This is a genomic window from Luteimonas rhizosphaericola, from assembly GCF_029888045.1.
In the GTDB taxonomy this organism is placed as follows: domain Bacteria; phylum Pseudomonadota; class Gammaproteobacteria; order Xanthomonadales; family Xanthomonadaceae; genus Luteimonas; species Luteimonas rhizosphaericola.
Window position 1 is genome coordinate 95,395 of sequence record NZ_JARXRN010000016.1, and the last position, 25,860, is coordinate 121,254.

The following is a 25,860-nucleotide window of genomic DNA, read 5'->3' on the forward strand; positions in this document are numbered from 1 at the left end:
TCTTCACGACGACCACCTGATTCCGCGTGCCAAGTTCCAGTGCCGCTGGAAGAGCCGTGCAGCGTTCCGATCTCCCGCATCAGGCGGATACAGCAACGGCGTCCGCGGCAATGATAGTCGTGGACGCGGGCAGGACCCACCGGCACCACGCCACGCCTGCCCGACACATGCCGTACCATGCCGCCCCGGTGGGACCTGCCCCGTCCCGCTTCCGCGCAAAGTCCCCCGGATCGCGCGCCCCGCCGCCCGCTCCAGTCTCCGTTGCCAGACCCATGACCAGTCACCTCCGCGCCGCCGCTCACGGCGACGCCACCCTGCCCGAGCGCGCACGCATCGCGCTCGACGTACTCGAAGCGATCCGCGACGACCGCGGCCTGCTCGACGCCCTGCCCGACGCCGACCGCATCCGCCTGCTGCAGGCGGTGGCGCTGGTGCACCATCCCGAGCCCCGCGCGCGGCGCAAGCAGGCCAAGCAGGACGCACGGGAACGCGCCCGCGACAAGGCGCGCGCGACCGAGGCGCTGCTCGACCAGACCGGCATCCGCACCCTGCGCCGCAAACCGGTGTTCACCACCCCGAACTACTTCCCGCCGCAGCCGCCCGGCCAGCACGACCCGCGCAACAACGCGATCGACGCCTTTCCCCATGGGTCTGTCGGCGAGTCGCCCGAACTGCTGCACTGCTATGTGTGCAAGCGCAAGTACACGCGCGTCCACCACTTCTACGACCAGCTGTGCACGCAGTGCGCGGAGCTCAATTTCCGCAAGCGCACCGAAACCGCCGACCTCACCGGCCGCGTCGCCCTGCTGACCGGCGGACGGGTGAAGATCGGCTACCAGGCCGGCCTGAAGCTGCTGCGCGCCGGGTGCACCCTCATCGTCACCACGCGTTTCCCGCGCGATTCCGCGCAGCGCTATGCCCGGGAACCGGACTTCGACCAGTGGGGCCATCGCCTCGAGGTGTTCGGACTGGACCTTCGGCATACGCCCAGCGTCGAAGCCTTCTGCGCCGAGCTCCTGGCCACCCGCGACCGGCTCGACTTCATCGTCAACAACGCCTGCCAGACCGTGCGCCGGCCGCCGGCGTTCTACGCCCACATGATGGCCGGCGAGACCGCGGCGCTGCACACCCTGCCCGAGCACGTGCGCAGGCTGGTGGGCGGCTACGAGGGCCTGCGGGCCGCTGACCTGCTGCCCGGCGGCAGCCAGTCGCTGGTGAACGGGGCGGGCGGGCCCGCGCCGGCGGGACTGGCACGTGCGGCGGAACTGTCCCAGGTGCCGCTGCTGGCCGACGAACTGCTCGGCCAGGCGCACCTGTTCCCCGAGGGGCGCGTGGACCAGGACCTGCAGCAGGTGGATCTGCGCGGACGCAATTCCTGGCGCCTGCAGATGGACGAGGTGCCCGCGGTGGAACTGCTCGAGACGCAGCTGGTCAACGCCGTCGCCCCCTTCATTCTCAACGCACGCCTGAAGGCGCTGATGCTGCGCACCCCCGGGCGCGACAAGCACATCGTCAACGTCTCGGCGGTCGAAGGCCAGTTCTACCGCAACTTCAAGACCACCAAGCACCCGCACACCAACATGGCCAAGGCCGCGCTGAACATGATGACGCGCACCGCGGCCGCGGATTACCACGGCGACGGCATCCACATGAACGCCGTCGACACCGGCTGGGTGACCGACGAGGATCCGGCCGAGATCGCTGCGCGCAAGATCATCGAGGAGCGGTTCCATCCGCCGCTCGACATCGTCGACGGCGCCGCCCGCATCGTCGACCCGATCATCGACGGCATCAACACCGGCCGCCACGTCTGGGGCCAGTTCCTGAAGGACTACGCACCGACGGACTGGTGAGCTGACGTGCGCGCGACGGATGATCCGCTCGCGCGTCCGACGCCGGTTCGATACGCACTGCACGACGTTCGCAGGCGCGCCATGCGTGCGTCCCGCAGCATGGCGCTCCGGACCCGGCCGCCGTGCTAGCCGGAGATCTCCCGCACCGCACGCACCGCGCGATCGACCTCCTCGCTCGTGTTCACCAGGCTCGGCGCCAGCCGTGCATACGTGATCGCGTAGGGGCTGGTGCTGGCGATGATCCTGCGCGCCAGCAACTGCCTCACCACCTCCGCCGGCGCCACGCCTTCCACCTCGAACGAGACCAGCCCCGCCGACAGCTCGCCGGACATCGGCGTGTGCAGCTTCACCTTCGGGTTCGCCGCCAGGCCGGCCTTGCACTGGTCGTTGAGTTCGCGGATGCGCGCCGCGACCCGTGCGCGCCCCATCTGCCGGTGCATGCGGAACGCCGCAGCGGTCGCCCACTGGTGCTCGTAAGCGTGGAAGCCGCCCGGACTCATGCGGTCGGCGGTGGTGGGCGTGGACGGCGCGACGCCTCGTTCCCAGGCCAGGTACTGCCCGACATCGGTGAAGCTCGGGATCAGCGGGCGCAGCCGCGCCCAGTTGTCGGCACTCGCCCAGACCAGGCCGGTGCCGCGCGGGGAGAACATCCACTTGTGGGTGCCGGCGCAGAAGTAGTCGCAGCCCAGCGTGGCGACGGTCTCGTCGGTGGACCCGAGGCCATGCACGCCATCCACCACCAGCAGCAGCGGCGGGCCCGGGCGGGCGCGCAACGCGGCGGCGATCTCGCGGATCGGGAGGCGGATGCCGCTGCTCGAATGCACCCAGGTCAGCCCCACCACCCGGGTGCGCGGGCCGATGCCGGCGAGCAGCGCCTCGATCACCGATTCCGTCGTTGCCGTCGCCGCCTCCCCGAACAGCGGCACCATGCGCATGCGCGCGCCGGCGCGCTCGACGGCCAGCCGGATCGATTCGTGGTGGGAATAGTGGTCGTGCGTGGTGCACAGCACCTCGTCGCCGGCCCGCAGCGGCAGCCCCTGGTACACCAGCGTCAGACCGGTGGTGGTGTTGCCGGTCAGGCAGACGTCCTGCGGCCGCGCCCCGAGGTAGTCGGCGACCTCCGCTTGCACCTGCACGTGGAGGTTGTCCGCGCCCTCGGAAAACATGCCGTGCTCCACCGTGGCGAACGGGTTGCGGTCGATCGCGCGGCGGTAGCCGTCGATCGCGGCCTGCACCGGCGCCGGGTGGCTGGCGATGAAGAAGCTGGCGAAGTGCATCCATGCCGGATCGAGCGGGAACTGGGCGCGCACGGCCTCCCAGGTGGACAGGTCGGGCGCCGGCGGCGTCTCCGCTTCCAGCGCCGCCAGCAGGCTGCCCGGCAGCAGCGCCGTGGTCAGCGCGGCCGGCGCTGCCAGCATGCCACGTCGGGTGATCCGCATGGACGTCTCCGCGGCATGGCCCCGGGGGACCGATGACGGGACCAACGCGAGCGCAGGCCCGGAGCGGTCAGCGGGCGCGGACCCGACACGGCCGGCCCGGCGCGTGGGCAGCCCGCCCGGCGCCCACGGGCTCCCTTGGAAGGCACGGCGTCGTCCGTCCAGATTCACGCCACCCGCGCCAGCACGGTCCGCCAGCGGCCTCCCCTGCCCTCGCGGGTCTCGTCCCAGGCCACCGCGAATCCGGCCTGCGCAAGGCGCGCATCCAGCGCAGCCGGCGTCCACCGCACCTCGCGATCGTGACCCGCGGCGGCAGGCTGCTGCGCGTCGTCCCCCTCGCCCTCCGGATACATCAGCAACAGCGCGCCGCCGACGTCCAGTGCGCCCGCCAGCGTACGGAGCGCGCCGTCGAGACGGGCACGCGCGAAGTGCTGCAGCACGCAGAGCATCATCGCGCCGGCGTAGCGCCCCGCGACCGGATCGGACAGAAGATCGAACCGGTCGCAGCGCCTGCCGCGTTCGGCCTGGAATTCGCAGAAGGCGACGGCGGCATCGGTGCGGTGCACGGCGATGCCAAGCGACTCCAGCGCGTCGGCATCCCAGCCCGGATCCGAGCCGATCTCCAGCACGCAGCCCCCGGCGCCGATGGCCTGCGCGAACCGTCGCAGCGCCGCAGCGCTGGCCGACGGTCGCCCGTCGACCGTGGCCACGTAAGCGCGTGCGGTCGATTCGTATCCGGCGACGATGCGCCGGTTGTCGCGGTCCGGATGAGGCATCGTCTGTGTCCTCTGCAACGGCGTCGCCGCCGGGTCCGGCGCGACCGCGGCCGCCAGCCTCGCATCCGGCGGCCGAGCGCGCCAGCCGTCCTTCAGTCCGCGGCGAACAGTTCCAGGAACTTCAGCGCCAGCGGGCTCTTCTCCACCTCCGCCACCTGCAACCGGTTGCCCCAGTGCAGGCCATCGGTATTGCCCAGCGCGACCAGGGTCAGGCCCTTGCCCGGGACCTTGAGGAGCAGGCCGGCGTAGGCGTCGGGCCACCATCCCCCATGCCAGACGAGCTGCTGCCCCCGCCACTGCTGCGTCCACCAGCCGTAGGCATAACTGGCCGGCGCGCCATCGGCCTCGACCGGCGGCGTCCACATCTGCTGCAGCCGCGCGCGCGGCAGGATGCGCCCCTGGTCGAGCGCGAGGGAATACGCGGCCAGTCCCCGCGCGCTGGCGATGATGCCGCTGGAGGCATTCATCTCCGGATTCGGCAGCGGCGATGGCGCCAGCCCGTCCTCCTCGTCCTTCGCGATCCGGAATGGCGGCGCCAGGTGGACCAGCGCCATCGCGCCCCGCGCATCGCGCCACCCGGCGGCGACGTCGGACAGGCCCGCCCTGTCGATCACGTAGTGCCGCACCCAGTGGTCGAACGGCCGGCCGGTCTTTTCTTCCACCCAGTTCGACAGCCGGCCGAACACGATCGGGTTGTAGAGGAAACTGCTGCCCGGCTCACCCAGCACCCGCATCTGCAGCACGTCGCGCACGCGGAGGCGCGCGGCGCAGTCGAGCTTCGGCGGCACGTAGCCATCGTCGAGCGCGACGCCGCCGCCGAAGATGTTGCCGCTGCCGGCAAGCCATTCGCAGCGCTCCTTCCAGTCGGACAGATCGGTGAAGGCATCGTCCAGGTCGACCAGGCCATCGGCCTCCATCCCCAGCAGGGTTGCCGCGCTGAAGGTCTTGGTGATCGAGGCGACCAGGTAGCTGGTGTCCGCCGTGGTCGGCTCCTCGGCGTCGTGGTCCTGCCAGCCCACGCCCTCGGCGGCCACGATGCGCCCGTCCATGGCAATGGCGTACGACAGACTGAGGATCCCGCGTTCGGCGCGGTAGGTCTTCACGAATGCGTCGAACTCGGCCAGTTTCGCCGCATCCTCGCCCGACTGCGCCGGCAGCGGCCAGGCCACTGCCAGCATTGCGATCAACGCGACGCTCCGACACATGACCTTGTCCCGTGTCGCCCGGCACCGGGCTGACGGGGATTGAAGCAGAGCGGCGCCTCCCGTTCCACTGCCCGGATGAGCGCGACGCCGGGCGGCGCGCCTGCGCTAGGTCGCATGCGTCCGGGCGCGGCCGGACATGGCGCCGCGCAGGGCCGCGACGCAGCGCTGGTCGCACTTCGCCTGGCGAGCGGACTGCCGGTCTGCCGCGTGCCGTCATGGGGTCGCGGCGACCGGCGCCCGGCGTCGCGGCATTGATTCGCATCAACGCGCTTCGACGCTCCCGGGCCCAGGCTTGGCCCAACGCTTCGCACGGATGGACCTGCCATGCGGCTCGGTACGCGTTCCCTGATCCTCCCCGTGTTGCTGGCGGGGTTCGCATTGGCTGCGTCGGCGGTCCCGCGCGGCATGTGGCCGGGCACCGCCCTGCTCAGCCTGGGATCGGGCGTGGCCGCGCTGTCGCTCATGGCGCTGGCCGCCGTGCTCGGTGCGCGGTCGAAAGGCGTCGAGTCGCTGTTCGGAGGGCTGGACCGCGTCTACGAGACGCACAAGTGGCTCGGTGTCTGGGCCCTGGTGTTCGCATCGGTGCACCTGCTGTTCAAGGCGGACGCGCCCGGCTGGGACACGGCGGCCATCGTGACGCTGCCGGGGCCGGCGACCCGCTTCGTCCGGCAGCTGAGCTTCGTGGCGCTGATGCTGATCGTGCTGCTGGCCCTGAACCGCAGGATTCCCTACACCACCTGGCGCTGGTGGCACAAGCTCTCCGGGCCGCAGTTCCTGGTCGTGATCGCGCACTGGACCACCATCCGCTCGCCCATCGCGCTGGCCAGCGCGGCGGGCGCCTGGCTGGCCATCCTCTCCGCCCTGGGCGTGGCCGGGGCGGCCTACAAGCTGCTGCTGTATCCGCTGCTGTCGCAGCACGCACGCTACCGGCTGCGCTCGGTGTCGGCCAGCGACAGCGCCGTGCACCTGGACCTGGTGCCGGTTGGACGGAAGATCCCGTTCGCGCCGGGCCAGTTCGCGTTCCTGTCCTTGGAACGCGACGGCCTGCGCGAACCACACCCCTTCACCATCGCCAGCGCCGAACAGGCCGACGGCAGCCTCGTATTCATGGTGCGTGCGCTGGGCGATTACATCGAACGGCTGGTTCGGGAGGCCGAGCCAGGCCTGGTCGCGCAGGTCCATGCGCCCTTCGGACGCTTCGAACGGGTGCCGGGCGGCGGACCGGAACTCTGGATCGCCGGCGGCGTGGGCGTGACCCCCTTCATGGCATGGCTGCAGGACCCCGACGCGCACGGGCTGGAGCAGGTGACGCTGTTCCATTTCTCCACGCCTGGCCGCGAGCTGCCCGCGACGGTGGACCTGGCCGGGATGGCACGCGCGCGTGGCGTGGAACTGGTCGGGATCACCGAAGGCCCCGCGTCGCTGGAGTTCCGCGACCGCTTCGCACGCGTGGCCGCCGGCCCGCAAGCCTCCGACGTCCGCGTCAGCGTCTGCGGTCCGCCCGGGCTGCTCAGGGTCGTGCGCCAGCTGATGCGGGACGCGGGCCTCCGCGAAGACCAGCTGCGATATGAACTGTTCGCGTTCCGCTGACGCGTCGCCGTGCGCACCGCGGGCGCGGACCGGCCGCAACCGGCTTGCTTTCCAGCGTTGGCGCAGGCATCCAGACACAAGAGCCGACCTCGCTGGTTTGCATGGGAGCTGACATGCCGCGTAACCACCTGCACCCCGAATCCCATCTCGTCTCGCGCATCGGCTGGCTGCGGGCCGCCGTGCTGGGCGCCAACGACGGCATCGTCTCCACCGCCAGCCTGATCGTCGGCGTGGCCGCGGCCTCGGCCGCGACCTCCGACGTGCTCGTGGCGGGCGTGGCCGGCCTGGTGGCGGGCGCCATGTCGATGGCGGCCGGCGAGTACGTGTCCGTGAGTTCGCAGTCCGACACCGAGCAGGCGGACTTGGCGCGTGAGCGGGCCGAACTCGCCTCGCAGCCCGAGTTCGAGCGCGCGGAACTGGCGCAGATCTACGTGGCGCGCGGCGTGTCGCCCGACCTCGCGCAGCAGGTGGCCGACCAGCTGATGGCGAAGGATGCGCTGGGCGCCCACGCCCGCGACGAGCTCGGCATCTCGGAGGTCACGACCGCCCGCCCCATCCAGGCCGCCCTGACCTCGGCCGCGACATTCGCCACCGGGGCCGCGTTGCCGCTGGCGATGGTGCTGCTGGTGCCACGCGCCGCGCTGGTGGCGGGCGTCTCGATCGCCTCGCTGGCCTTTCTCGCGGTGCTCGGGGCCGTGGGCGCCCGCGCGGGCAACGCGAACATGGCCAGGGCGGCGCTGCGTGTCACCTTCTGGGGCGCGCTCGCGATGGCGCTTACGGCCGGCATCGGCGCGTTGTTCGGCACCGTGGTGTGAGCTGCAACGCGGCGCGACCGGGGTGACCGGAAGCCGGCGCACGGCTGCGGCTGCGCCGGCCTCTCGGCACACCATGCGCGGTTCGGGCGGGTGGCGCGACGGCGACCCTCCCAACCGACCACGCATCGCGCAGCCCGAAGCGGAATCGGCGCTCGCCTCACCCCACCCAGGCCGCCCCCACCTCGCCCACGCCAGCGAGCACGGCTTCGTCCGCGGGCCGGATGCTTTCGGAATACTCCGGGTGCTCGAAGTAGCCCGCGACCACCAGCGGCGCGCGGCCGCCCGGCGGAAACAGCACTGCGACATCATTGGTCTTGTTGCCTTCACCGGGACGCATGCCGGTGCCCGTCTTGTCGAGACCGCGCCAGCCCGGCGGCAGGCCGGCGCGGATGCGGCGCAGGCCGGTGCGCGTCGCGTCCATCCACTTCTGCAGGCGCTCGCGGCTACCGCCGGCGAGCACGTCGCCCAGCACGATCCGCTGCAGGGTGTGGGCCATCGCGCGCGGCGTGGTGCTGTTCTCCTCGGTGCCCGGCGGAATGACGTTGATCTCGGGCTCGTAGCCGTCGATTCGGCTGACCGGGTCGCCGAGCCCGCGCCAGAACCGGGTCAGCGCCTCCGGGCCGCCCAGCCGGCGCATCAGCACGTTGGCCGCGCCATTATCGCTCGTCACCTGGATCGCCTCGGCCAGCGCGACCACAGGCAGCGCGCCCTGGTCGAGGTTGGCTTCGAGCACCGGCGAGTGGAACATCAGGTCCGCGCGAGCGAAGGCGAGCGGCTCGTCCAGATCGATGCGGCCGGCGTCGGCCTCGTGCAGCGCCAGGGCTGCGAGCGAGAGCTTGAACGTGGAGCAATGGCAGAAGCGCTCGTCGCTGCGCAGGCCGATGCCTTTGCCGGTACCGGTGTCGAGCACGAACGCGCCCAGCCGTCCGCCCGCCATGCGCTCCAGCGCCTGCAATTGCGCGACGGGGTCGGTTTGCGTCGCCGCGCCCGCGCGCGTGAATGCCGGTGCGCACAGGGCCGCGATGGTGCCAAGCATGAAGCTGCGCCGGCCGATCATGTCGCGTCCTCGTGGCGCGCCGGATCGCGGCCGTCCGTGGATGCCGGCGGTGGCGTCGTCGCCCGCGCATGCGGGTTGCACCCGCCGCGCACATCGTTCATCGCTATCATTTCGTGGTGTCGCATCGGTGGCCTCGCGCGTCGGGGGCCACAGACTGCTACCTGGTCGATGCGCTCACAATCGATCATTTCTCGCACGAGCCCATACAAATATCGGAGGCTGTCCTGGACCGCGCGCAACTGCCGCTCAACGCCCTGCGAGCCTTCGAGGCGTCGGCCCGGCACCTGAGCTTCACCCGCGCGGGGCTGGAGCTGTGCGTCGGCCAGGCGGCGGTGAGCCACCAGGTCAACCGGCTCGAGGCGCTGCTGGGCGTGCGCCTGTTCCATCGCCTGCCGCGTGGCCTGGCGTTGACCGACGAAGGCGCCGCGCTGGTGCCCCTGCTCGTCGACAGCTTCGACCGCATGGCGGCGATGCTCGACCGCTACGCCAGCGGCCAGCCGCGCGAACCGCTCACCCTCGGCGTGGTGGGCACCTTCGCCACCGGCTGGCTGCTGCCGCGGCTGGACGCGTTCACCGCCGCGCATCGCTTCGTCGACGTGCGGCTGCGCACCCACAACAATCGCGTCGACCTCGCCGGCGAGGGGCTGGACTATGCGATCCGCTTCGGCGACGGCGCCTGGCACGGGGTCGAGGCCGAGCCGCTGCTGGCCGCGCCGCTGACCCCCATGCTCGCCCCGCGCCTTGCAGACCGCGTCCGTTCGCCGGCCGCGCTCGCGGGCGCCACGCTGCTGCGCTCGTACCGCGCCGACGAGTGGCCGCGCTGGTTCGAGGCCGTCGGCCTCGCGTGCCCGCCGCTCACGGGCCCGGTGTTCGACTCGTCGGTCACGATGGCCGTCGCCGCGCGGGCGGGCGCCGGTATCGCCCTCCTGCCGCCGGCCATGTTCGCCGACGCGCTGGAAGACGGATCGCTGGTCGCCCCGTTCGCCGAATGCATCGACACCGGCCGCTACTGGCTCACCCGCCAGAAGGCCCGCGCGCCCGGCCCGGCCATGCGCGCGTTCCGCGACTGGCTGATGGACGCGTGCGAAACGGCAGGGCCGCAAGCATAGTACCCAGATGCATCGCGTGTTGCGTGCGGGGACACACCCCGGCCAACCACACACACAAACCCGCGCAGGACCAGATGTCCGGAGGCATCGGAGCGACGGCCGAATGCCGGCGGGACGGGCGCACGGCCCCACTCCCGCGACGCGACCATGTACGGCCCCTGCATCATCGCGCCGATTGTGGCACCCGCGTTCAGACGGTCAGTGGACTCCTCTCGGCTTCATGACGGCCAGCAGGCGACCGGAGCGGCGTGCGAAGAGCGCTGAGTGACGTATGTCACAGGCCAGTTCGCTGCGATCAACTGGTCGTTGGAGCACCCTCGACGAAGTCGTATCCATTCTGCCAGGCATCCTTGATCGAGACATCGCCGTTCGGGCCCTGGTAGGTCCCGTTCGGATCGGTCCGGTTCGGCAGCACGCTGTCGCTCATGTGCTCGTAGAGCTCCTCGCCCAGCTGCGACAGGTCCACCCCGTGGTCCATCATGTCCTGCAGCGCGTCCTCGATGTGGCCGTCCTTGATCTTCTCCTTGATTCCGTCCTTCACCGCGTCCGAGGCGCCCGTCAGATCGAGCACCTGGGAGACGACGGTGCCGATCGGGCCAGCCTTCTCCAGGCCCTTGCCCACGCCGAAATCAACCAGCTTGAACAAGGGGTCCATGATCTCGGCCGCCTTCTCCGCGTCGTCCTTCACCCGCGTCAGGCCGGCATCGAGCGCTTCGAAGAACACACCGGTCATCTGGCCGTACGCGGCCGCCATGGCGCCGCGGTTGCGGCCGTACTTGTCCTCGAAGGCGGCGTCGTCCATCGTCGCGAGGTCATTGCCGATGTCCTGGTAGCGGGCATCGATATGACGCATCAGGCTCTCGGCGCTGCCGGACAACGGCGGCGTGAAGAGCGTCATCTCCAGCACCTTGGAATACTCCCCACGGGTGGTGCTGCCCAGGTCCTCGCCATTGGCGCCGCCGTCGGCATCCAGCGCCCGGTCCAGGAAATCATCGTGCTGCTTGAGCGCCAGCACGCCGAGCTCGTCCTTGAACTGCGCATCGTCGGCGAACTTGTTGAACACATCCTCGTTCGTGAGCGCGCGCGCGGTCGCGTCGAACAGCGCCGTCTGCAGTTCGGGCGGATAGTCGGGAACGACGATCTGGGCGTGGTAGTAGACCGTCACATCGTTGGCGTTCGCGAGAATCTGCGTGATTCCACCGATGGTCACGGTGCTGTGCGTATCGCCTTCACCGAAATACTTGCGCAGGTCGATGCCTTCGAACTGGCCCTTCATGGACATCTCGACGAAGCTGTCGAGTTCAGCTTGGCTCATCCCGCCGAGGATCCGCGCCTGGGCGTCGATCGACATGTTCGCCAGGACATGCGAGGCGATCGCCGCGGAGTTGTCGTTGCCCTCCGCAAGCGCGGCGTTGAAGAACAGCTCCTGCACTTCCGGCGAGCTGTTCGCGAACAGGTCGGACACGAGGGTCGGCCCGAACACGTTGCGATCGCTCGTGTCGAGATCGAGGCCACCATAGAGGGCGTTCATGTCCGCCTGGCTCAGGTAGCCGTCCTTCGCCAGCGTATCGAGCGCTGTCCGCAAGGTATCGACGGTACTCTCGTAATGGGTGACGGCACCCTCATTGCCGCTGCCGCCGAGGCCGCCGGTGGAATATGGATTCGCGGTCTCGGTGATCGAGAGCCGCATCAGGTCGGCGACACGGTCCTCCCCGAGCGCGGCGAAGTACGCGCTGAGCCACGGGGCGTCGTCCTTGTGCGCCTCGACCTGCTCGTTGAAATACTGGGCCTGCGCCGCCTGGTCGCCATGGCCCCAGCGCTGCTCATGCACCAGCGACGCGGCGGCGTCCTCCGGCGAGGCGCTGGTGTCGCTCATCGCGTAGTTGCCGGCGTTGAAGACCGTATCGGAATCCTCGTCCAGCCTCGCCGCCTCGTCGAAGGTGGCCGGAACATCTGGCGCAGGCGGCTGCGGCCCGGTCGCGTTGTGCAGCACGGGCGAGGCCTGTTCCGTCGGCGTTGGCGGGGTCTGGTTGACCAGCAGCGGACTGGCGCCGGTTTCAAGACTGATGGCCATGGCGACGCTCCCGTGTGCGAGTTGCGGCCACGTTAGCCATCGCCGCCATTCCGCGAAGCTAGGGCGGACCCTAATTCCTGCAGGCAGTCAGTCGAGGTTTTGCGGCGGTTGACGAGGCCCACTCAGGCAGCGCTCCCCTCGCCGCGTTCCCGGTAAACCCGAGTTTCGGACCGGCGTGGAGGTTCGCAGGCTCGGATCCGTTGCCGCAAAGCAGCTGGCCCCCGTCTCCGCCCGCTCACCCGTCCCGCCGGCACTCGCCGAAGAACCGCAGCATTTCCGCCGAGGCGTCCGGACCCTGCGGGTCGGCGTGGCTGCCCGAGGCGTCGCCACCGGACCACGCATGCGCCGCGCCGTGCACCAGCCAGTGCTCCGCCGCCACACGTCCGTCCGCGGTGCGATGCACGGTGCGCGTGGCGCGGCGGCCGGCGGCCGCGCCCTGCTCCACGCTGGAGACAATCCCGGCCCGCGCGCCTGCATCGCCGAGACTCTGCTCGATGACGCTTGCGCCGTTGCCGGGATGCACGGTGGTGTCGCTGTCGCCGTGGAAGACGATCGCAGGCACGCGCGGGCCGCCTGCCGCGACGACCGGCCGCGATCGCCCGCCCTTCCCGCGCATCGCGGCGAAGGCCGAAGGCGCGTCGTGGGCCATGCCCACCGGCAGGCCGGAATGCACGCCGATGGCCGCGAACACGTCGGGATAGGTGCTGGCGAGCACCGCGGCCATGGCGCCACCCGCCGACAGCCCGGCGACGTACACGCGATCGGCATCGAGCCCGTGCCGGCCCACCAGGTGTTGCGCAAGCCCTGCCAGCATCGCCGGCTCGCCCTGCCCGCGCGACTGGTCGCTGCCGCGGAACCAGTTCCAGCAGCGGTTGGGATTGCGCCCCTGCGGCTGCGCGGGCCATGCGATCACGAATCCCTCGCGGGCCGCGACCTGGTTCATGCGCGTGCCGCGCGCGAAGTCTTCCGGGGTCTGCGTGCAGCCATGCAGCATCAGCAGCAGCGGTGCACCCGCGACCTCAAGGCCGGCGGGCACGTGCAGCAGGTATTCCAGCTCACCGGCAGCGCCGGCGAAGCGCTCGCGTGCCGCGCCGCCGCGCGGCCCGGGGGTCACGCCCAGCCGCACGGGCGCCGCATCGACCACGCGGAACTCGCCTTCGAGATGCGGACCGGGCGCGGGCCGGATGGCGTCATCGCGCGCAGCCGGCGCGGGCGCGGGCACGCCGCCCAGCCGTTGCTGGAGCGCGCGGGTGGCCGCCGGCAGATCGCCGGCCTGCATCAGGCGCATCGCCTGGCGCATGTGGTCAAGATCGAGAGTCATGGAAGTCCTGGTGTCAGTGGATCCGGCCGGCCAGGGCGGCCTTGACCTTGTGGCTTGCCTGCAGCACGCCCAGCACGCTGATCGACTCGATCGCTTCCTGCGCCAGCTCGGGGGTGACGTCGTCGGCGATGCGCACCAGCCCCAGCGCCTGGATCCGCAGCCGTTGGCCGGCGTCGCGCGCGGCTTCCAGTTCGCGTCGCCCGTAGTCCTGCAGCCCCATCACCAGGGTGCGACGGGCCACGGTATGGCGCAGCACGTCGCCATGCGCGGCGAGCTGGTTGCGAATCGCCGTGCGGATCAGGTCGGTGCGGTTGGAATAGAAGCCTTCCTGCACCAGCAGGTCGATCTGGCCCAGGTCGACGACCCCCAGGTTGATGGTGATCTTCTCGTTGTCGCCGATCGGGCGCGGCTTCGGGCTGGCCATGGGCGGATCGGTTCTGGATGGCATGGGCCATCCTAACACCATCCATATGGATGGTTCTGAACAACCTGAAGGTGTTAGTAGCGTCTTGGCGGTGCGCTTCCTTCCGCACCGTCCGCCGCGGCGCCCCGATGTCAGCGCAGTGACGCCATGCGAACGATGAGGTCCCGGACCTCGAGCCTGAACCGATCCCTGCACCGCCCTGCGCTCGACCTACGCGAACGGTGAAGGTCCGCAGCTCGTCCGAAGGCGGCGCACGGCATCGGCGCAGTCGACATCGACGCCACCATTCCGGGCATGCAACGGGCGCCGCATTGAACGACCCGCGGGCTGACGCTTGTTCTCGAATCACCTCGCATCGCTCACGCCGCTCGCGGAACGCTTCCATCGCGGTGATGACAACGCCGTACACCGCGCGTGCCTGTGAGCCGGGACACGAATTCATGTTCGCGATTGCGTTTGACTGCATGGGTCGCCGCGACATCGAGGACTGCGGCGACTTCCCCCACGCGTCGTGCAGCGACCGCCCCCGCGGTCGTTTCCTGCCTCGCAAGTCCAAGGAGACTGTTCATGAAGAACTTCCCGTCCCCCCGCCGCAGCAGGCTCGGACGCGCCATGCTGTTGTCCCTGGCGACCGCCGCGTCCGCCGCCATGCTGTCCACCGCCACCGCGTCGGCAAGCGAGAGGTTCGACCCGGCGCTCAGCGCCGCGATCGAGCGCGACCTCGGCATTGCGCCTGCGCAGGCCGCCCAGTATCTGCGTACCGAGCGCCTGGCCGAACAGAACGAGGCACTCGCCCGGCGCCAGCTCGGCGACGACTATGCCGGCAGCTGGATCGAGCGGCGCGACGACGGCCGCTTCGTCTTCGTCGTGGCCGCCAGCGGCCTGTCGGCGGCGAAGGCCGCGCTTCCCGGCGAGATCGAAGTGCGCGACGTGCGCCACAGCCTCGAGGACCTGGAGACGGCGAAGACCGCGCTCGACGACCTGGTGCGGCAATCGCCCAAGGGCGTCGCGCCGTTGCGCGGCGTGCATGCCTGGCACGTCGATCCGCAGAGCAACAGCGTCGTTGTCGCCGTCGCACCGGACGCGGTCGCCAAGGGGATCGACCTGGTCGCCCGCAGCCGCGCCGACGCGAGCGCGATCCGGTTCGAGACCATGGTCGGCCAACCGGAACTGTTCGCCACCATCCGCGGCGGCATCGAGTACGTGATCAACAACCAGTACCTGTGTTCGGTGGGCTTTTCGGTGACGCGCGGCAGCACCAAGGGCTTCGCCACCGCCGGCCACTGCGGCGATCCCGGCAACAGCGTGCGCGTGGCCAACCAGAACGTCGGCTCGTTCGCGCAGTCCAACTTCCCCGGCAACGACCGCGCCTGGGTGCAGGTGGGCAGCGCGCACACGCTACAGCCGTGGGTGAGCAACTGGAGCGGCGGCAACGTGGTGGTGCGCGGCAGCACCGAGGCCGCGACCGGCGCGTCGCTGTGCCGCTCCGGCCGTACCACCGGCTACCAGTGCGGCACGATCACTGCCAAGAACGTCACCGTGAACTACGCCGAAGGCGCCGTGTTCGGGCTCACCCAGTCCAACGCCTGCGCCGGCGGCGGCGACTCGGGCGGCTCGTGGATCACTGGGGCCGGTCAGGCGCAGGGCGTGACCTCCGGCGGCAACCGTGCGTCGGGCAGCAACAGCAACTGCAGCCTGCCCACCTCGCAGCGACGCACGTACTTCGACCGGATCAACCCGATCCTGAGCCAGTACGGGCTGAGCCTGGTGCGCGGCTGACGCACTGCAGAGGCGCGCCCCACGGGCGCGCCTCTCACCGCCACACGTAGCCCGGATAAGCGAAGCGCATCCGGGGTCTAGCAGGGGCATCGGTACCGGCGCCGACCGCAATCCCCGGATGCGCTTCGCTTATCCGGGCTACGCTGCTGAGATGGCGCCCGTGCTCCGCGGGTGTTGGCGCGCGCTTCCCGCGTATGCCCTAGTCCAGATCTGTCTGGATCCAGCGTGGCGAGTGATGGATGTCGATCGTCTGCAGGCGCCCCGGCCCGAGGTTCTCGAAGCGATGCGGCACCCCGGCGGGACCCAGGACAATGTCACCGGCGGCCGCGTCGATCGTCGTCGCACCGACGAAGAACCTGGCGCGCCCCTGGATGACGATGAAGGTCTCGTCGTACGGGTGCACATGCAGCCGCGGGCCCGCACCCGGAGCGTCGGTGCCGTAGGTCAGCACCGTCACCGCGCCGCCGACGGCAAGGCCGTCGACGGATCCGCGCCACGGCCCTTCGGCTCCGGGATCGAACAACCGCGCCAGCGCCGGCGAGCGCCCATCGGGCTCGACCGAGGCGGGGTCGAAATCACTGCGCGCCATGAGCGTTCTCCTGTCCGGGCTTCCGGACAGTCTGCCCGCGCTCCGTGCGAGCGACATCAATTTCCTCGTCAGTCGCAGTGTGAGGAGACCATCGATCCGGGCGGCCGGTTCAATGGCCTCCGCCGTGTCTGATCCAACCTCCGTCGCCCGACCGAATCGCAAGCCAAGACAGCGGAACCAGTTCTCCCGCCCCTCCAGCCGCCGGCGCCCGTCATTCCCGGTTCCACCACTCGCCCTCCCTGCTCCAGTCCACGCCGTGCCACTGTGTGGCGAGGCGCCTGAACTCGACGCGGTCGATCTCCTTCCATTCGCTGCGCCAACACCATTGGCGCCCCCCTTCGGGAAACAGGATCCGAGTGGGCCCTTGCCGAAGATGCCGCCATGCAGCGCCTTGCGCTCCGGGCACGCGTAGTACTTCTCGACAATCATCGCGAAGGCGGGGGGCTGCCTCAGCGACTGCCCCCACCGGCCGTGGCCATCAAGATCCACCGCAAGGGTCATACGTGCGCCGCGCTCGATCGATGGTCCCTGCCTCGCCCCGGAATTTGCCCGAGACTCGCCAGCCATCGCTGGCGAGGGCGAGGCGCATGAAATCAAAGCGTGGCGAACGCGAAGCCAGGTCATGGCGCAGTCTTGGCGGGCAGCGATTCAGCGCCTGCCAGGCACGACCCAGTGATTACCGACGAGCGATGCGACCCTGGTCTGGGTGGCATGGTTCGCCGACCGCCAGATCACGTTTGCGCCGGAGCGCGGGTTGCGCCAGAGGATGTCCGCCCGCCCGTCGCCGCTGTAGTCGGCCATGGCGAACGCCTGCCAATCCATGTTGGTTACTGCGGTGACCGCCTGCTGCCGAGCGTGGCTGGCCGAGCGCCAGATGACGTTGTGCCCCGAGAGCGCATGCCGCCACAGGATGTCGGCGTGGCTGTCGCCATCGAAGTCGCCCACGCCGGCGACGGTCCAGCGCAGGTCGGTCACGGCCCTCACCGCCAGCTGCCTTGCATGGTCGGCCGCCCTCCAGACGACATTGCTTCCGGTCGCCGAGTGGCGCCACAGGATGTCTCCGCGGCCATCGCCGTCGAAGTCCCCGACGCCCGCCACCTGCCAGCGAAGGTCGGTCACCGTGGCGACAACTTGCGCCGGTGCGTTATGGCCGGCCTTCCATATCATGTTCTGGCCGCTGGTCCCGTGACGCCACAGGATGTCGGCAGTGCCGTCGCCGTCGAAGTCGGCCACTCCCGCGACCTGCCATGCAGACGACAGCGGCGCAAGGCCGACCTGCGTGCGGCTGTCGCCTGCCATCCACAGCACGTTGTGCCCCTTGGCAGGATGACGCCAGAGGATGTCGGATCTGCCGTCGTCGTCGAAATCGCCCGCGCCAGCGGCTTGCCAGCCGATATCCGTCACGGCGTTGATCGGCTGGGACGTCGCGGCGTTGCCGCTGCGCCAGAGCGCGTTCTGTCCACTGGAGGTATTGCGCCAGAGCACGTCGGACCGGCCATCGCCATTGAAATCGCTGGCCGCACGAGCGACGCATCGGCCCCGCAGGGCGCGCGCTCCGTACAAGGTCGCGACTACCGCATCGGTGCAACTGTCGCCGTCGATATCGCCGAGCGCATAGGCGCTGGCGCCGGCCCGAGTGCCCGGCACGAGCGACTTCCGCTCGACCTCTGACAAACCCGCTGCAGCGCTACCCTCGTAGCGTGCGATCCCGCCCGAACCGCCCGAATGCATTACCACCAGATCGAGATCGCCGTCGCGGTCGACGTCGTACGCACGCGGCGCCACCGCCCTGTCCGAACCCGGGAGCTCGTGTGAAAGTGTGAAGTGGCCGAACCGATCACTGCGGTATACATGCACCGACCTGCAGTCGCCGACGCATGCGCTGGTGGTGATGATCTCGGCGATGCCATCATGGTCCACATCCAGGACCTCCAACCCGTGTGGACCCGGATACGTCTGGTTCGCGGCCAGATAGCCGTACGCAGGCAGGAACGCTCCCGTGCCATCGTTCCTGTGGACGTAGAAGCCTGGGGCCGCGGAGGAGCTCGTCAACAGGTCGGGCATGCCGTCGCCCGTCACGTCCGCCAGTCGCATCTGTACCAGCGCAATGTCCAGGCCATAGGCCGGGCTGTGGATGTAAAAGGGCTCGGAGAAGCCGCCCGAGCGGTCGTTGTAGAAGGCGTTGGCGTAGCCGCCCGGCCCGAAGCAGGCCACATCCGCCCAGCCGTCGCGGTCGATGTCGGCGATGTCCAGCACCTCGCACTCGTCGAGGCTCCAGACATAGCGCCATGTCGCGCTTCCGCCCCGTCGCAGGGCGATCCCGGTGTCGTGGCCGACCAGTACGTCGGGCCTGCCATCACGGTCGATGTCGGCGACCTTCATCGTACGCACGGATCCGATCGTCAGATGGTGCGTCTGGGGTGCCTGCAGGATCCCACCCGCCCCCTGCAGGTGGACCTGGAGCGATGGGCCTGCATCGGTGACCAGCACGTCGTCCCGACCGTCACCGTTCACATCGCCTACATGCACGGCATACGGATCCGCAAGACTTCCGGCCAGCGCGGTCGGCGTCGTGAACTCGAACGGCGCGGCGAGCGACGGCAGGGCCCACCCGCACGCCAGCAGCAGGATGCACCCGTGCGCGGCCAGACGGATGCGAGGAACGGCGCGATGCAGGCGTGCCGTCCAGCCGCCTGCAGGACCTGCACAGCCTCCTGCTTGCACTCGGCCGCCACCGCGCACGGGTCGCGCCGTCATCGCACGATCTCCCAGTCCGAGTGCATGCTGGCAAGCGGCTTCTGCTTGCGGCTGTCGCCCGACAACCAGATGACGCTCTTCCCCGATGCCGCGCGACGCCACACCAGGTCGCTCAGGCCATCGCCGTTGTAGTCCCCGACCGCCGCGATCCTCCATAGCGGATCGCTCACCCGGGTCACTGGCAGCTGGGCACGATGGTTGCCCGCCTTCCAGATGGCATTCGCCCCCGATCCGGCATGCCGCCAGACGATGTCGGCGCGCCCGTCGCCGTCGAAGTCGCCGGTTCCCACGACCGTCCAACCTTGGTCATTCACCGTCACGAGCGATTGCTGGGTGGCGTGGTTTCCCGACTTCCATATGACGTTGGCTCCCGTGGCAGCGTGTCGCCACAGGATGTCGGCACGACGGTCGCCGTCGAAATCATCCACGCCGGCCACCTGCCAACGGGCGTCTGCAACCGTCCGGACGGCCTGCTGGGTCTTGTACTCCGCCGATCTCCAGATGACGTTCGCGCCGGTGCGCCGGTTCCGCCAAAGCAGGTCGGCGCGGTCGTCGTTGTCGAAGTCGCCCGTGCCGACGGGCTGCCAGTCGAGGTTGGACACCGTGGTTGCCCAGTACGGATCGAAGGCGCCCAGCGTCACCAGGTTCTCTCCTGTCAGAGGATCCCGCCAGAAGACGTCCGAGCTTCCGTCGCCATCGAAATCACCGACCTGCGCCAGCATTTGCCGACCGAGCGCGCCGGGGCATGGAATCATCATGCGGCATTCGAACCCGGCCGTCTCGTCCGCCATCGGCCACAGGTGCTGATCGGCGCTCGCGTGATACCACAGCAGGTCGGACACGCCGTCGCCGTCGAAGTCGCCGGCCGGGAGCGTCGGCTGGAAGGTCTCGCATCCGTACAGGATGGTCACACCCGAGTATGTCGCGCCTGCCAGGTCATCGCAGCCGTCACCGTCGAGATCACCCAGCGCGATGGAGTACTGCCGTGCGGTCTCTTCGACGTCGATGTGGTTGCCGAAGCCGGGCAGTTCGTACAGGAACTGGCTGCGCAGGTCGCCGCCATCTTCCCCGAGCACGCTGAGCGCACTGTAGGAATAGTGGCCCAGCATCACCTTGACGCCCGCATCGGGACCAGCCTTGCCGCTGAGGATCGCCGTGGGCAGGTGGTGGACGGGGATCCGGTCGGACAGGGAGAGAAATCCGTTCGGCGCTCGCCGATACACGTTGAGCGCGGCATACGGGCGGAAATCGGGCGTCGCCGTCAGCACTTCACTGATCCCGTCGCCATCGATGTCGGCGGCGTGAATCGCGCTCGAACGCCACTCGCCGCGTGACGGAGGATGCGGATACGCCGCACCCGCGAAGAACCCGCCCATGCGATTGTTCGCCATCACATGGAACGCGCTGGTGTTGGCCGACGAGATCAACAGGTCGAGATAGCCATCGCCGGTGGCATCGGCAAGCTGCAGGGTCTTGAAGTCCTCGAACGGCGTGTACCAGCCCGCCAGGGTCGGGATCGTGCGAGTGGTCCGGAAGCCGCCCCGGCCATTCCCGAAGTACGCGACCGCCGTCATCCGCTGGTCATGGCACAGCACGTCCGGATGTCCGTCCCGGTCGATATCGCCTGCCACGACGAACCAGCAGCTCGAGGCGGGGCCGGGGTGCTCCACCAACGAGGCGGTTCGCGCGGACGTCATGCGGACCACGTAGACCCCGGCCGCGGCCGGCGTTCCCGTGACCACTTCCATCGCGCCGTCGCCATCCAGATCGGCCAGCGCAATCCGGTATTGCACGGCGGTGGTTTCCGGCAGCGCGACGGACACCGGCGCGCCCAACCGACCGTCCGCCCCCTGCAGGTAGATCGACAGGGTGTAGCGCCACCCGTAGCCCTGTCTGGTCGGCACCACCAGGTCCTTGCGCCCGTCGCCGTTGACGTCGCCGATCGCGACATCGTACGTCGCCCGCCATGCAAGCGACAGCCGATACGGACTGCTGAACGTTGAACCGGCGGCGTGGACGGCGCCGGCCGACAGCCACCACGCCAGCATGACGATCAGTACTCGCGACATCATCTTCCCCCAAGCGCGAACGCCGCGCTTCCCTTGCGTCGAACCGCCCCTTCCAAGCCGCACAGGGCGTGGCGCGCTTGTCCCCGGGCGGTATGTCTCCCCCTCACCCGCGCCGCGCGTGCCCCCCCGCATCTGCGCCGTTTGCCGACGATACGCCAACCCGCGGCCGGCGGACAGTCCCGCGCCCCCCGCCTACCACAGTGCCTCTTGTATGCGGTACGCTCGCCTCCGCCCGCCGCGAGCGCATCGCGTCGCGGGACCGGGGAATCAGGGGCAATGCCGTCACCGTGCAATACGGGACATGGCCAGGGATAAGGGGAACTCGCATGAAGCGTTTCTGTTTGGCAATGCTGCTGCTGGTGCTTGCGTCGTCGGTCCACGCGCTGCCCGTGGAGGGCCAGTACGTGCTGTCCCAGAACCGGACCGACATGGTTCACGATGCCCGCCGCGGCATCATCTACATCGCGAACGGGCCGCAGGTCCGTCGGTACCAGATCTCCACCAGGAAGTTCCTCCCCGCGCTTACATTGAACGCGAACTCGCGTGCGAAGGCACTCGATATCAGCGCCGACGGTTCGACGCTTGCCGTTGCGGACGACAGTTCTTCAGCCGGCGACCCATGGTCCGGGACCGGGAACGTCTGGATCTTCAAGATCAACCTCACCACGCTCGCCAAGACTCGCTGGCTCTTCCCGAGGGCGTACGGTGAAAGCGGCACCTACAGCGTAGCGTTCACGTCAGACGATGCGGTGCTCGTGACCTCGACGCTCGCCGGTTCCGGCTGGGTCCCGCTGCGTCGGCTGTCCCGCCAGGGCACCTACAGGGAGCTCGGGACGGTCAGGCAGGACACGATGCTCCGCGCCACTGGCGACCGCGATACCATCGCCTTCGCCGAGGCCAACATCTCCGATGGGCGCTGGGGCCTGTACGACGTGCCAACCGGCGAGCTGGTCAGACGCGAGGGATACGAGGATGGCACCAGCTGGGGCAACTATGAGATCGCCTCCGACCGGCTAGGGGGTCAGTTCGCGATCCCCACTTACGGCGGCACTTACATTTACGATGCCGAGTACCGGTTGATCACCAGGATCGGCGAGTACGCCGGACCGCAACCCGTCGGCGTCGCGTACCACCCCGTCGAGAACGAAATCTACCTGCCGTGGTTGGGGAGCGGCGAAGTCCGTGTATACAGCTCCACGAGCCTGCAGCACCTGCGCAGCATCAACGTCGCAGGCGCGTTCGAATACACTGGCAACTGGGGCTTCGTGTCGGGCCGCACCCGGCTGTCGGCGGACGGATCCCTGCTGATGGTGACGGTGCCCAACGGGATGCGCTACTTGCGCATGTATGCCCCCCTGACCGCGAAAAACGTGCAGGCCCGGGTTGCGCCCGGAGTGGCCTCGGCGATCCAGCTTGCGGGCTCCATCGGCAACAAGGGTCTGTTGCGCTACACCCTCCATCAGGGGCCAGGCAACGGGACGGCAAGGGTATATGGATCGCGCGTCAGCTATCAGCCCAGGCCCGGGTTCACCGGCACCGACCGATTCGTCTACCGGGTGCATTACGGCGAGGCGACCACGACGGCCGCGGTGGACATCCTGGTCGAGTGAAGCGCCGACGCCGTCCCACTGAGTTGCGGGTTCAGGTGAATCCGCAACTCACGGAGAAGCGGTCACCACGGGCGAGGTCTCCCGGAGGATCTCCCCCGACTCGCGGCTCCTTCGCTCCGATACTGGCACCCGTCGCGCAGCTCGCCCCCCGTCCGCCCCAACTCATCGGGTTTGCGGTACGCTCGCCCTCGTCCGACGCGAGCGCTCGCTTGGCGGCACCGGGGGATCAGGGGCAATGCCGTCACCGTGCAATACGGGACATGGCCAGGGACAGGGGAAATCGGATGAAGCGTTTATGGTTGGCAGCGCTGCTGCTGGTGCTTGCGTCGTCCGTCCACGCAGTGACGGTGGAGGGCCAGTACGTGCTCTCGCAAAACCGGACCGACATGGTGCACGACGCCCGTCGGGGCGTCATCTACATCGCGAACGGATCGCAGGTACGGCGCTACCAGATCTCCACCAGGACATTCCTCCCCGCGCTCACATTGAACGCGAATTCGCGTGCCATGGCGATCGACATCAGCGCCGACGGCTCGACGCTAGCCGTTGCGGACGACAGTTATTCGGGCGACAGCCCCTGGTCCGGATCTGGCAACGTCTGGATCTTTAAGATCAACCTCACCACGCTCGCCAAGACCCGCTGGCTCTTCCCGAAGGAGTACGGTGAAAGCGGCACCTACAGCGTGGCCTTTGCATCCGACAACTCGGTGCTCGTGACCTCGACGTTCTCCGGCTCCGGATGGATCCCGTTGCGCCGTCTTGCACCCGATGGCACTTACAGGCAACTCGCGGATGTCAGGCAGAACACCATGCTCCGCGCCAGTGGCGACCGCGATACGATCGCACTCGCCGAAGCCAATATATCCAGTGGGGACTGGGGTCTTTACGACGTGCCCACTGGCGAGCTGGTCTATGGGGGTGGAACCGGCCAGTTCAATTTCGAGATCGCGACCGACAGGCTTGGTGGCCAGTTCGCGATCCCCACGTACGGCGGCACTTACATCTACGATGCCGAGTACCGGTTAATCGCCCGGATTGGTGAAGACACCGGCGCACAATCCATCGGCGTCGCGTACCACCCCGTCGAGAACGAGATCTACCTGCCTTGGGCTGGGAGCGGCGAGGTCCGCGTTTACAGCTCCACTACCCTGCGGCACCTGCGCAGCATCAACGTCGCAGGCGCGTTCGAATACACTGGCAACTGGGGATTCGTGTCCGGTCGGACGCGCATGTCGTCGGACGGCTCCCTGCTGATGGTGACGGTGCCCAACGGAATGCGCTTCCTGCGCATGTACACGCCCCTGACCGCGAAGAACGTACAGGTGCGGGTTGCCCCCGGAGTGGCCTCGGCGATCCAGCTTGCGGGTTCCATCGGCAACAAGGGACTGTTGCGCTACACCCTCCACCAGGGGCCAGGCAACGGAACAGCCAGGGTGTACGGTTCGCGCGTCAGCTATACGCCCAAGGCGGGGTTCACCGGAACCGACCGATTCGTCTACCGCGTGCATTACGGCGAGGCGACCACGACGGCCACGGTGGACATCTTGGTCGAGTGAAGCGCCGCCACCGTCCCATCTCGGTGCGTGACGGCCTGATTCCCAAAGGGTTGCCGCGCGGCGTCCGGTAGTCCAAAGCGCTGGTGCGTTTGCTGTCCAGCGCCATTTCCGGGTCCATAGGCGCCAGCACGGTGTCTCTATGCGGTCAGCTGCCCCGGCTCGCTCCGACCCTGGTGCACACGCCCGAAGAAGTCAATCGCACGTTGTGCACGGTGGCGGGGATCGCAGACCGAGGCGACCTTTATCGCCACCCATTGAAGCGCAGCCGGGGGCGGATCGTCGGACCGGAACGATGTGCCGGTCAAGGAATACCGCATCACGACTCGACGAGACTTGAGAAAGTCCAACCTGACCCCCTGTTTTCGCCAAGGGGTTGAATCCCTACCCCGGCTGCGGTTGGATGGCAGCGCCGTGATCCGGACCACCCCATGCGCTCTCCCGTACCCGACTACCTCGCCGACGTGCTCGATGCCGTGCGTTCGATCGATGATGGCGCGCCCGCCGACTACATCGAAGTGCTGGCCAAGGCCGACACGTCGCGGCTCGCCGTGGCGCTCGCGACCGTCGATGGCGAAGTCTATGTAGCGGGCGACAGCGACGTGGCGTTCTCGATCCAGTCGATCTCCAAGCCGTTCGCCTATGCGGCCGCCATCGAGGACGTGGGCCTGGACGCGGTGCTGGCCCGGATCGGCGTCGAACCGTCGGGCGATGCCTTCAACGAGCTCTCGCTGGACGATGGCACCCATCGGCCGATGAATCCGATGATCAACGCCGGCGCGCTCGCCACGCATGCACTGGTCGCTGGCCCCGATGCCAGCGGACCGCAGCGCGTGGAACGCCTGCGCGCGCTGATGTCGGCGATGGCCGGTCGCGAACTCGGCTACGACGAAGCCGTGTACGAGGCGGAACTGCGCGACGCGCACCGCAACCGCGGGCTGGCGCACATGCTGCGCGCCGGCGGCATCATCCACGCCGAGCCCGAGACCATCGTCGATGGCTACGTGCGCCAGTGCGCCGTGAGCGTCACCGTGCGCGATCTCGCCCTGATGGCCGCCACCCTGGCCAATGCCGGCGTGCAGCCGCTCACGGGCCGCCAGGTGATCAGTCGCACCGGCGTCCGCCAGGTGCTGTCGGTGATGACCACCTGCGGCATGTACGACGCCGCGGGCGACTGGGTCTCCAACGTCGGCATCCCGGCCAAGAGCGGCGTGGCCGGCGGCATCATCGGTGCCCTGCCCGGCCAGCTGGGGCTTGCCGTGTTCTCGCCGAAACTCGATGCGCACGGCAACAGCGCACGCGGCGTGGCCGTCTGCGAACGCCTCTCGCGCGACATGGGCCTGCACATGATGGATGTCAGCCAGATCGGCCGCGCGGTGGTGCGCAAGCTGGTGGTGACGCTGGCCGGCGGCAAGGGCCGCACGGGCGATGCCATCGTCCCGGTCTACGAACTGCGTGGCGCGGTGCGGTTCGGCGGCGCCGAACTGTTGACGCGCGCACTGGCGCACGACCTCGGCGATGCCAACGACGCCGGTGGCGGGCGCCATCGCGAAGCCACCGCGGTGATCGTCTCCCTGCTGCACACCCATTCGCTCAACGATGTCGCCAGGCGGATGCTGCTGGAGAACCTGCGGCGCCTGCACGCAGCCCGCCGCATGGTGGTGCTGGTCGATCCCGACGGCGTGCTCGACCTCGCGTCCCTCGACCACGCGCAGCGCCCACGCGTCGTTGCCACCGATGCCGAGGCGCAAGCCGTGGTCGGTGGCGATGCCTGCCGCATCGTCGCCAGTCAGGAAGACACGGGGCGATAAGGCCACAGGCTCGGGTTGACCTGGGCCTCGGG

The 25,860-nt window shown here is 69.2% G+C and carries 18 protein-coding genes; 8 read left to right on the top strand and 10 right to left on the bottom strand.

The window, feature by feature from the left end; translation table 11 throughout:
• Positions 1-272: 272 nt before the first annotated feature.
• Positions 273-1,853: an SDR family NAD(P)-dependent oxidoreductase gene (locus QFW80_RS01730; protein WP_280599299.1), complete on the top strand. Its 1,581-nt coding sequence runs from the start codon at positions 273-275 to the stop codon at positions 1,851-1,853.
• 125 nt (positions 1,854-1,978) lie between these two features.
• Here QFW80_RS01730 and QFW80_RS01735 read toward each other — a convergent pair whose 3' ends face one another.
• From QFW80_RS01735 to QFW80_RS01745, 3 genes are all read right to left on the bottom strand, one after another.
• Positions 1,979-3,292 (bottom strand): aminotransferase class V-fold PLP-dependent enzyme, encoded by a 1,314-nt coding sequence (locus tag QFW80_RS01735; protein ID WP_280599300.1) that lies wholly within the window; start codon positions 3,290-3,292, stop codon positions 1,979-1,981.
• Between the two features lie 164 nt (positions 3,293-3,456).
• Positions 3,457-4,065 (bottom strand): methyltransferase domain-containing protein, encoded by a 609-nt coding sequence (locus QFW80_RS01740; protein WP_280599302.1) that lies wholly within the window; start codon positions 4,063-4,065, stop codon positions 3,457-3,459.
• Positions 4,066-4,157: 92 nt separating this feature from the next.
• A complete protein-coding gene (locus QFW80_RS01745) occupies positions 4,158-5,243 on the bottom strand; it encodes a serine hydrolase domain-containing protein (RefSeq protein WP_280599908.1) in 1,086 nt (361 codons plus the stop codon).
• A gap of 351 nt (positions 5,244-5,594) precedes the next feature.
• On the opposite strand from QFW80_RS01745, the gene QFW80_RS01750 reads away from it, so the two are divergent.
• Both QFW80_RS01750 and QFW80_RS01755 read left to right on the top strand, forming a co-directional pair.
• Entirely contained in the window at positions 5,595-6,860 is a 1,266-nt protein-coding gene (locus QFW80_RS01750; RefSeq protein ID WP_280599303.1) for a ferredoxin reductase family protein, read from the top strand.
• Between the two features lie 113 nt (positions 6,861-6,973).
• Entirely contained in the window at positions 6,974-7,675 is a 702-nt protein-coding gene (locus tag QFW80_RS01755) for a VIT1/CCC1 transporter family protein (protein WP_280599304.1), read from the top strand.
• Between the two features lie 157 nt (positions 7,676-7,832).
• Here the strand turns inward: QFW80_RS01755 and bla are convergent, their stop codons facing one another.
• Positions 7,833-8,732 carry a class A beta-lactamase gene (bla, locus tag QFW80_RS01760; protein ID WP_280599306.1) on the bottom strand — a complete coding sequence of 300 codons (900 nt, stop codon included), beginning with the start codon at positions 8,730-8,732 and terminating at the stop codon, positions 7,833-7,835.
• Between the two features lie 224 nt (positions 8,733-8,956).
• On the opposite strand from bla, the gene QFW80_RS01765 reads away from it, so the two are divergent.
• Positions 8,957-9,841, top strand: a complete 885-nt coding sequence (locus tag QFW80_RS01765; protein WP_280599910.1) for a LysR substrate-binding domain-containing protein — start codon at positions 8,957-8,959, stop codon at positions 9,839-9,841.
• 295 nt (positions 9,842-10,136) lie between these two features.
• Here the strand turns inward: QFW80_RS01765 and QFW80_RS01770 are convergent, their stop codons facing one another.
• The 3 genes from QFW80_RS01770 to QFW80_RS01780 form a co-directional block, all read right to left on the bottom strand.
• A complete protein-coding gene (locus tag QFW80_RS01770; RefSeq protein WP_280599307.1) occupies positions 10,137-11,915 on the bottom strand; it encodes a hypothetical protein in 1,779 nt (592 codons plus the stop codon).
• 235 nt (positions 11,916-12,150) lie between these two features.
• On the bottom strand, positions 12,151-13,236 hold the full coding sequence (locus tag QFW80_RS01775) for an extracellular catalytic domain type 1 short-chain-length polyhydroxyalkanoate depolymerase (RefSeq protein ID WP_280599309.1): 1,086 nt from the start codon (positions 13,234-13,236) through the stop codon (positions 12,151-12,153).
• A 13-nt stretch (positions 13,237-13,249) separates the two neighbouring features.
• Entirely contained in the window at positions 13,250-13,660 is a 411-nt protein-coding gene (locus QFW80_RS01780) for a hypothetical protein (RefSeq protein WP_280599310.1), read from the bottom strand.
• A 567-nt stretch (positions 13,661-14,227) separates the two neighbouring features.
• Between QFW80_RS01780 and QFW80_RS01785 the strand changes: the two genes are divergently transcribed.
• Complete coding sequence (locus QFW80_RS01785) at positions 14,228-15,439, top strand: S1 family peptidase (RefSeq protein WP_280599311.1); 1,212 nt, start codon at positions 14,228-14,230, stop codon at positions 15,437-15,439.
• Between the two features lie 199 nt (positions 15,440-15,638).
• Here QFW80_RS01785 and QFW80_RS01790 read toward each other — a convergent pair whose 3' ends face one another.
• The 3 genes from QFW80_RS01790 to QFW80_RS01800 all read right to left on the bottom strand — a co-directional run bounded on the left by QFW80_RS01790 (position 15,639) and on the right by QFW80_RS01800 (position 20,854).
• The gene (locus QFW80_RS01790) at positions 15,639-16,028 is read right to left on the bottom strand and encodes a cupin domain-containing protein (protein WP_280599313.1); all 390 of its coding nucleotides are present in this window, start codon (positions 16,026-16,028) and stop codon (positions 15,639-15,641) included.
• Between the two features lie 648 nt (positions 16,029-16,676).
• Positions 16,677-18,785, bottom strand: coding sequence for an FG-GAP repeat domain-containing protein (locus tag QFW80_RS01795; RefSeq protein ID WP_280599315.1), 2,109 nt, complete (start codon positions 18,783-18,785; stop codon positions 16,677-16,679).
• Positions 18,782-20,854 carry an FG-GAP repeat domain-containing protein gene (locus QFW80_RS01800; RefSeq protein WP_280599317.1) on the bottom strand — a complete coding sequence of 691 codons (2,073 nt, stop codon included), beginning with the start codon at positions 20,852-20,854 and terminating at the stop codon, positions 18,782-18,784. Before QFW80_RS01800 ends, QFW80_RS01795 begins: the two co-directional genes overlap by 4 nt.
• A gap of 326 nt (positions 20,855-21,180) precedes the next feature.
• On the opposite strand from QFW80_RS01800, the gene QFW80_RS01805 reads away from it, so the two are divergent.
• The 3 genes from QFW80_RS01805 to QFW80_RS01815 all read left to right on the top strand — a co-directional run bounded on the left by QFW80_RS01805 (position 21,181) and on the right by QFW80_RS01815 (position 25,828).
• The gene (locus tag QFW80_RS01805; RefSeq protein ID WP_280599319.1) at positions 21,181-22,464 is read left to right on the top strand and encodes an Ig-like domain-containing protein; all 1,284 of its coding nucleotides are present in this window, start codon (positions 21,181-21,183) and stop codon (positions 22,462-22,464) included.
• A gap of 284 nt (positions 22,465-22,748) precedes the next feature.
• On the top strand, positions 22,749-24,020 hold the full coding sequence (locus tag QFW80_RS01810) for an Ig-like domain-containing protein (RefSeq protein WP_280599321.1): 1,272 nt from the start codon (positions 22,749-22,751) through the stop codon (positions 24,018-24,020).
• 428 nt (positions 24,021-24,448) lie between these two features.
• Complete coding sequence (locus QFW80_RS01815; RefSeq protein ID WP_280599322.1) at positions 24,449-25,828, top strand: glutaminase; 1,380 nt, start codon at positions 24,449-24,451, stop codon at positions 25,826-25,828.
• The last annotated feature ends 32 nt before the right edge of the window (positions 25,829-25,860 follow it).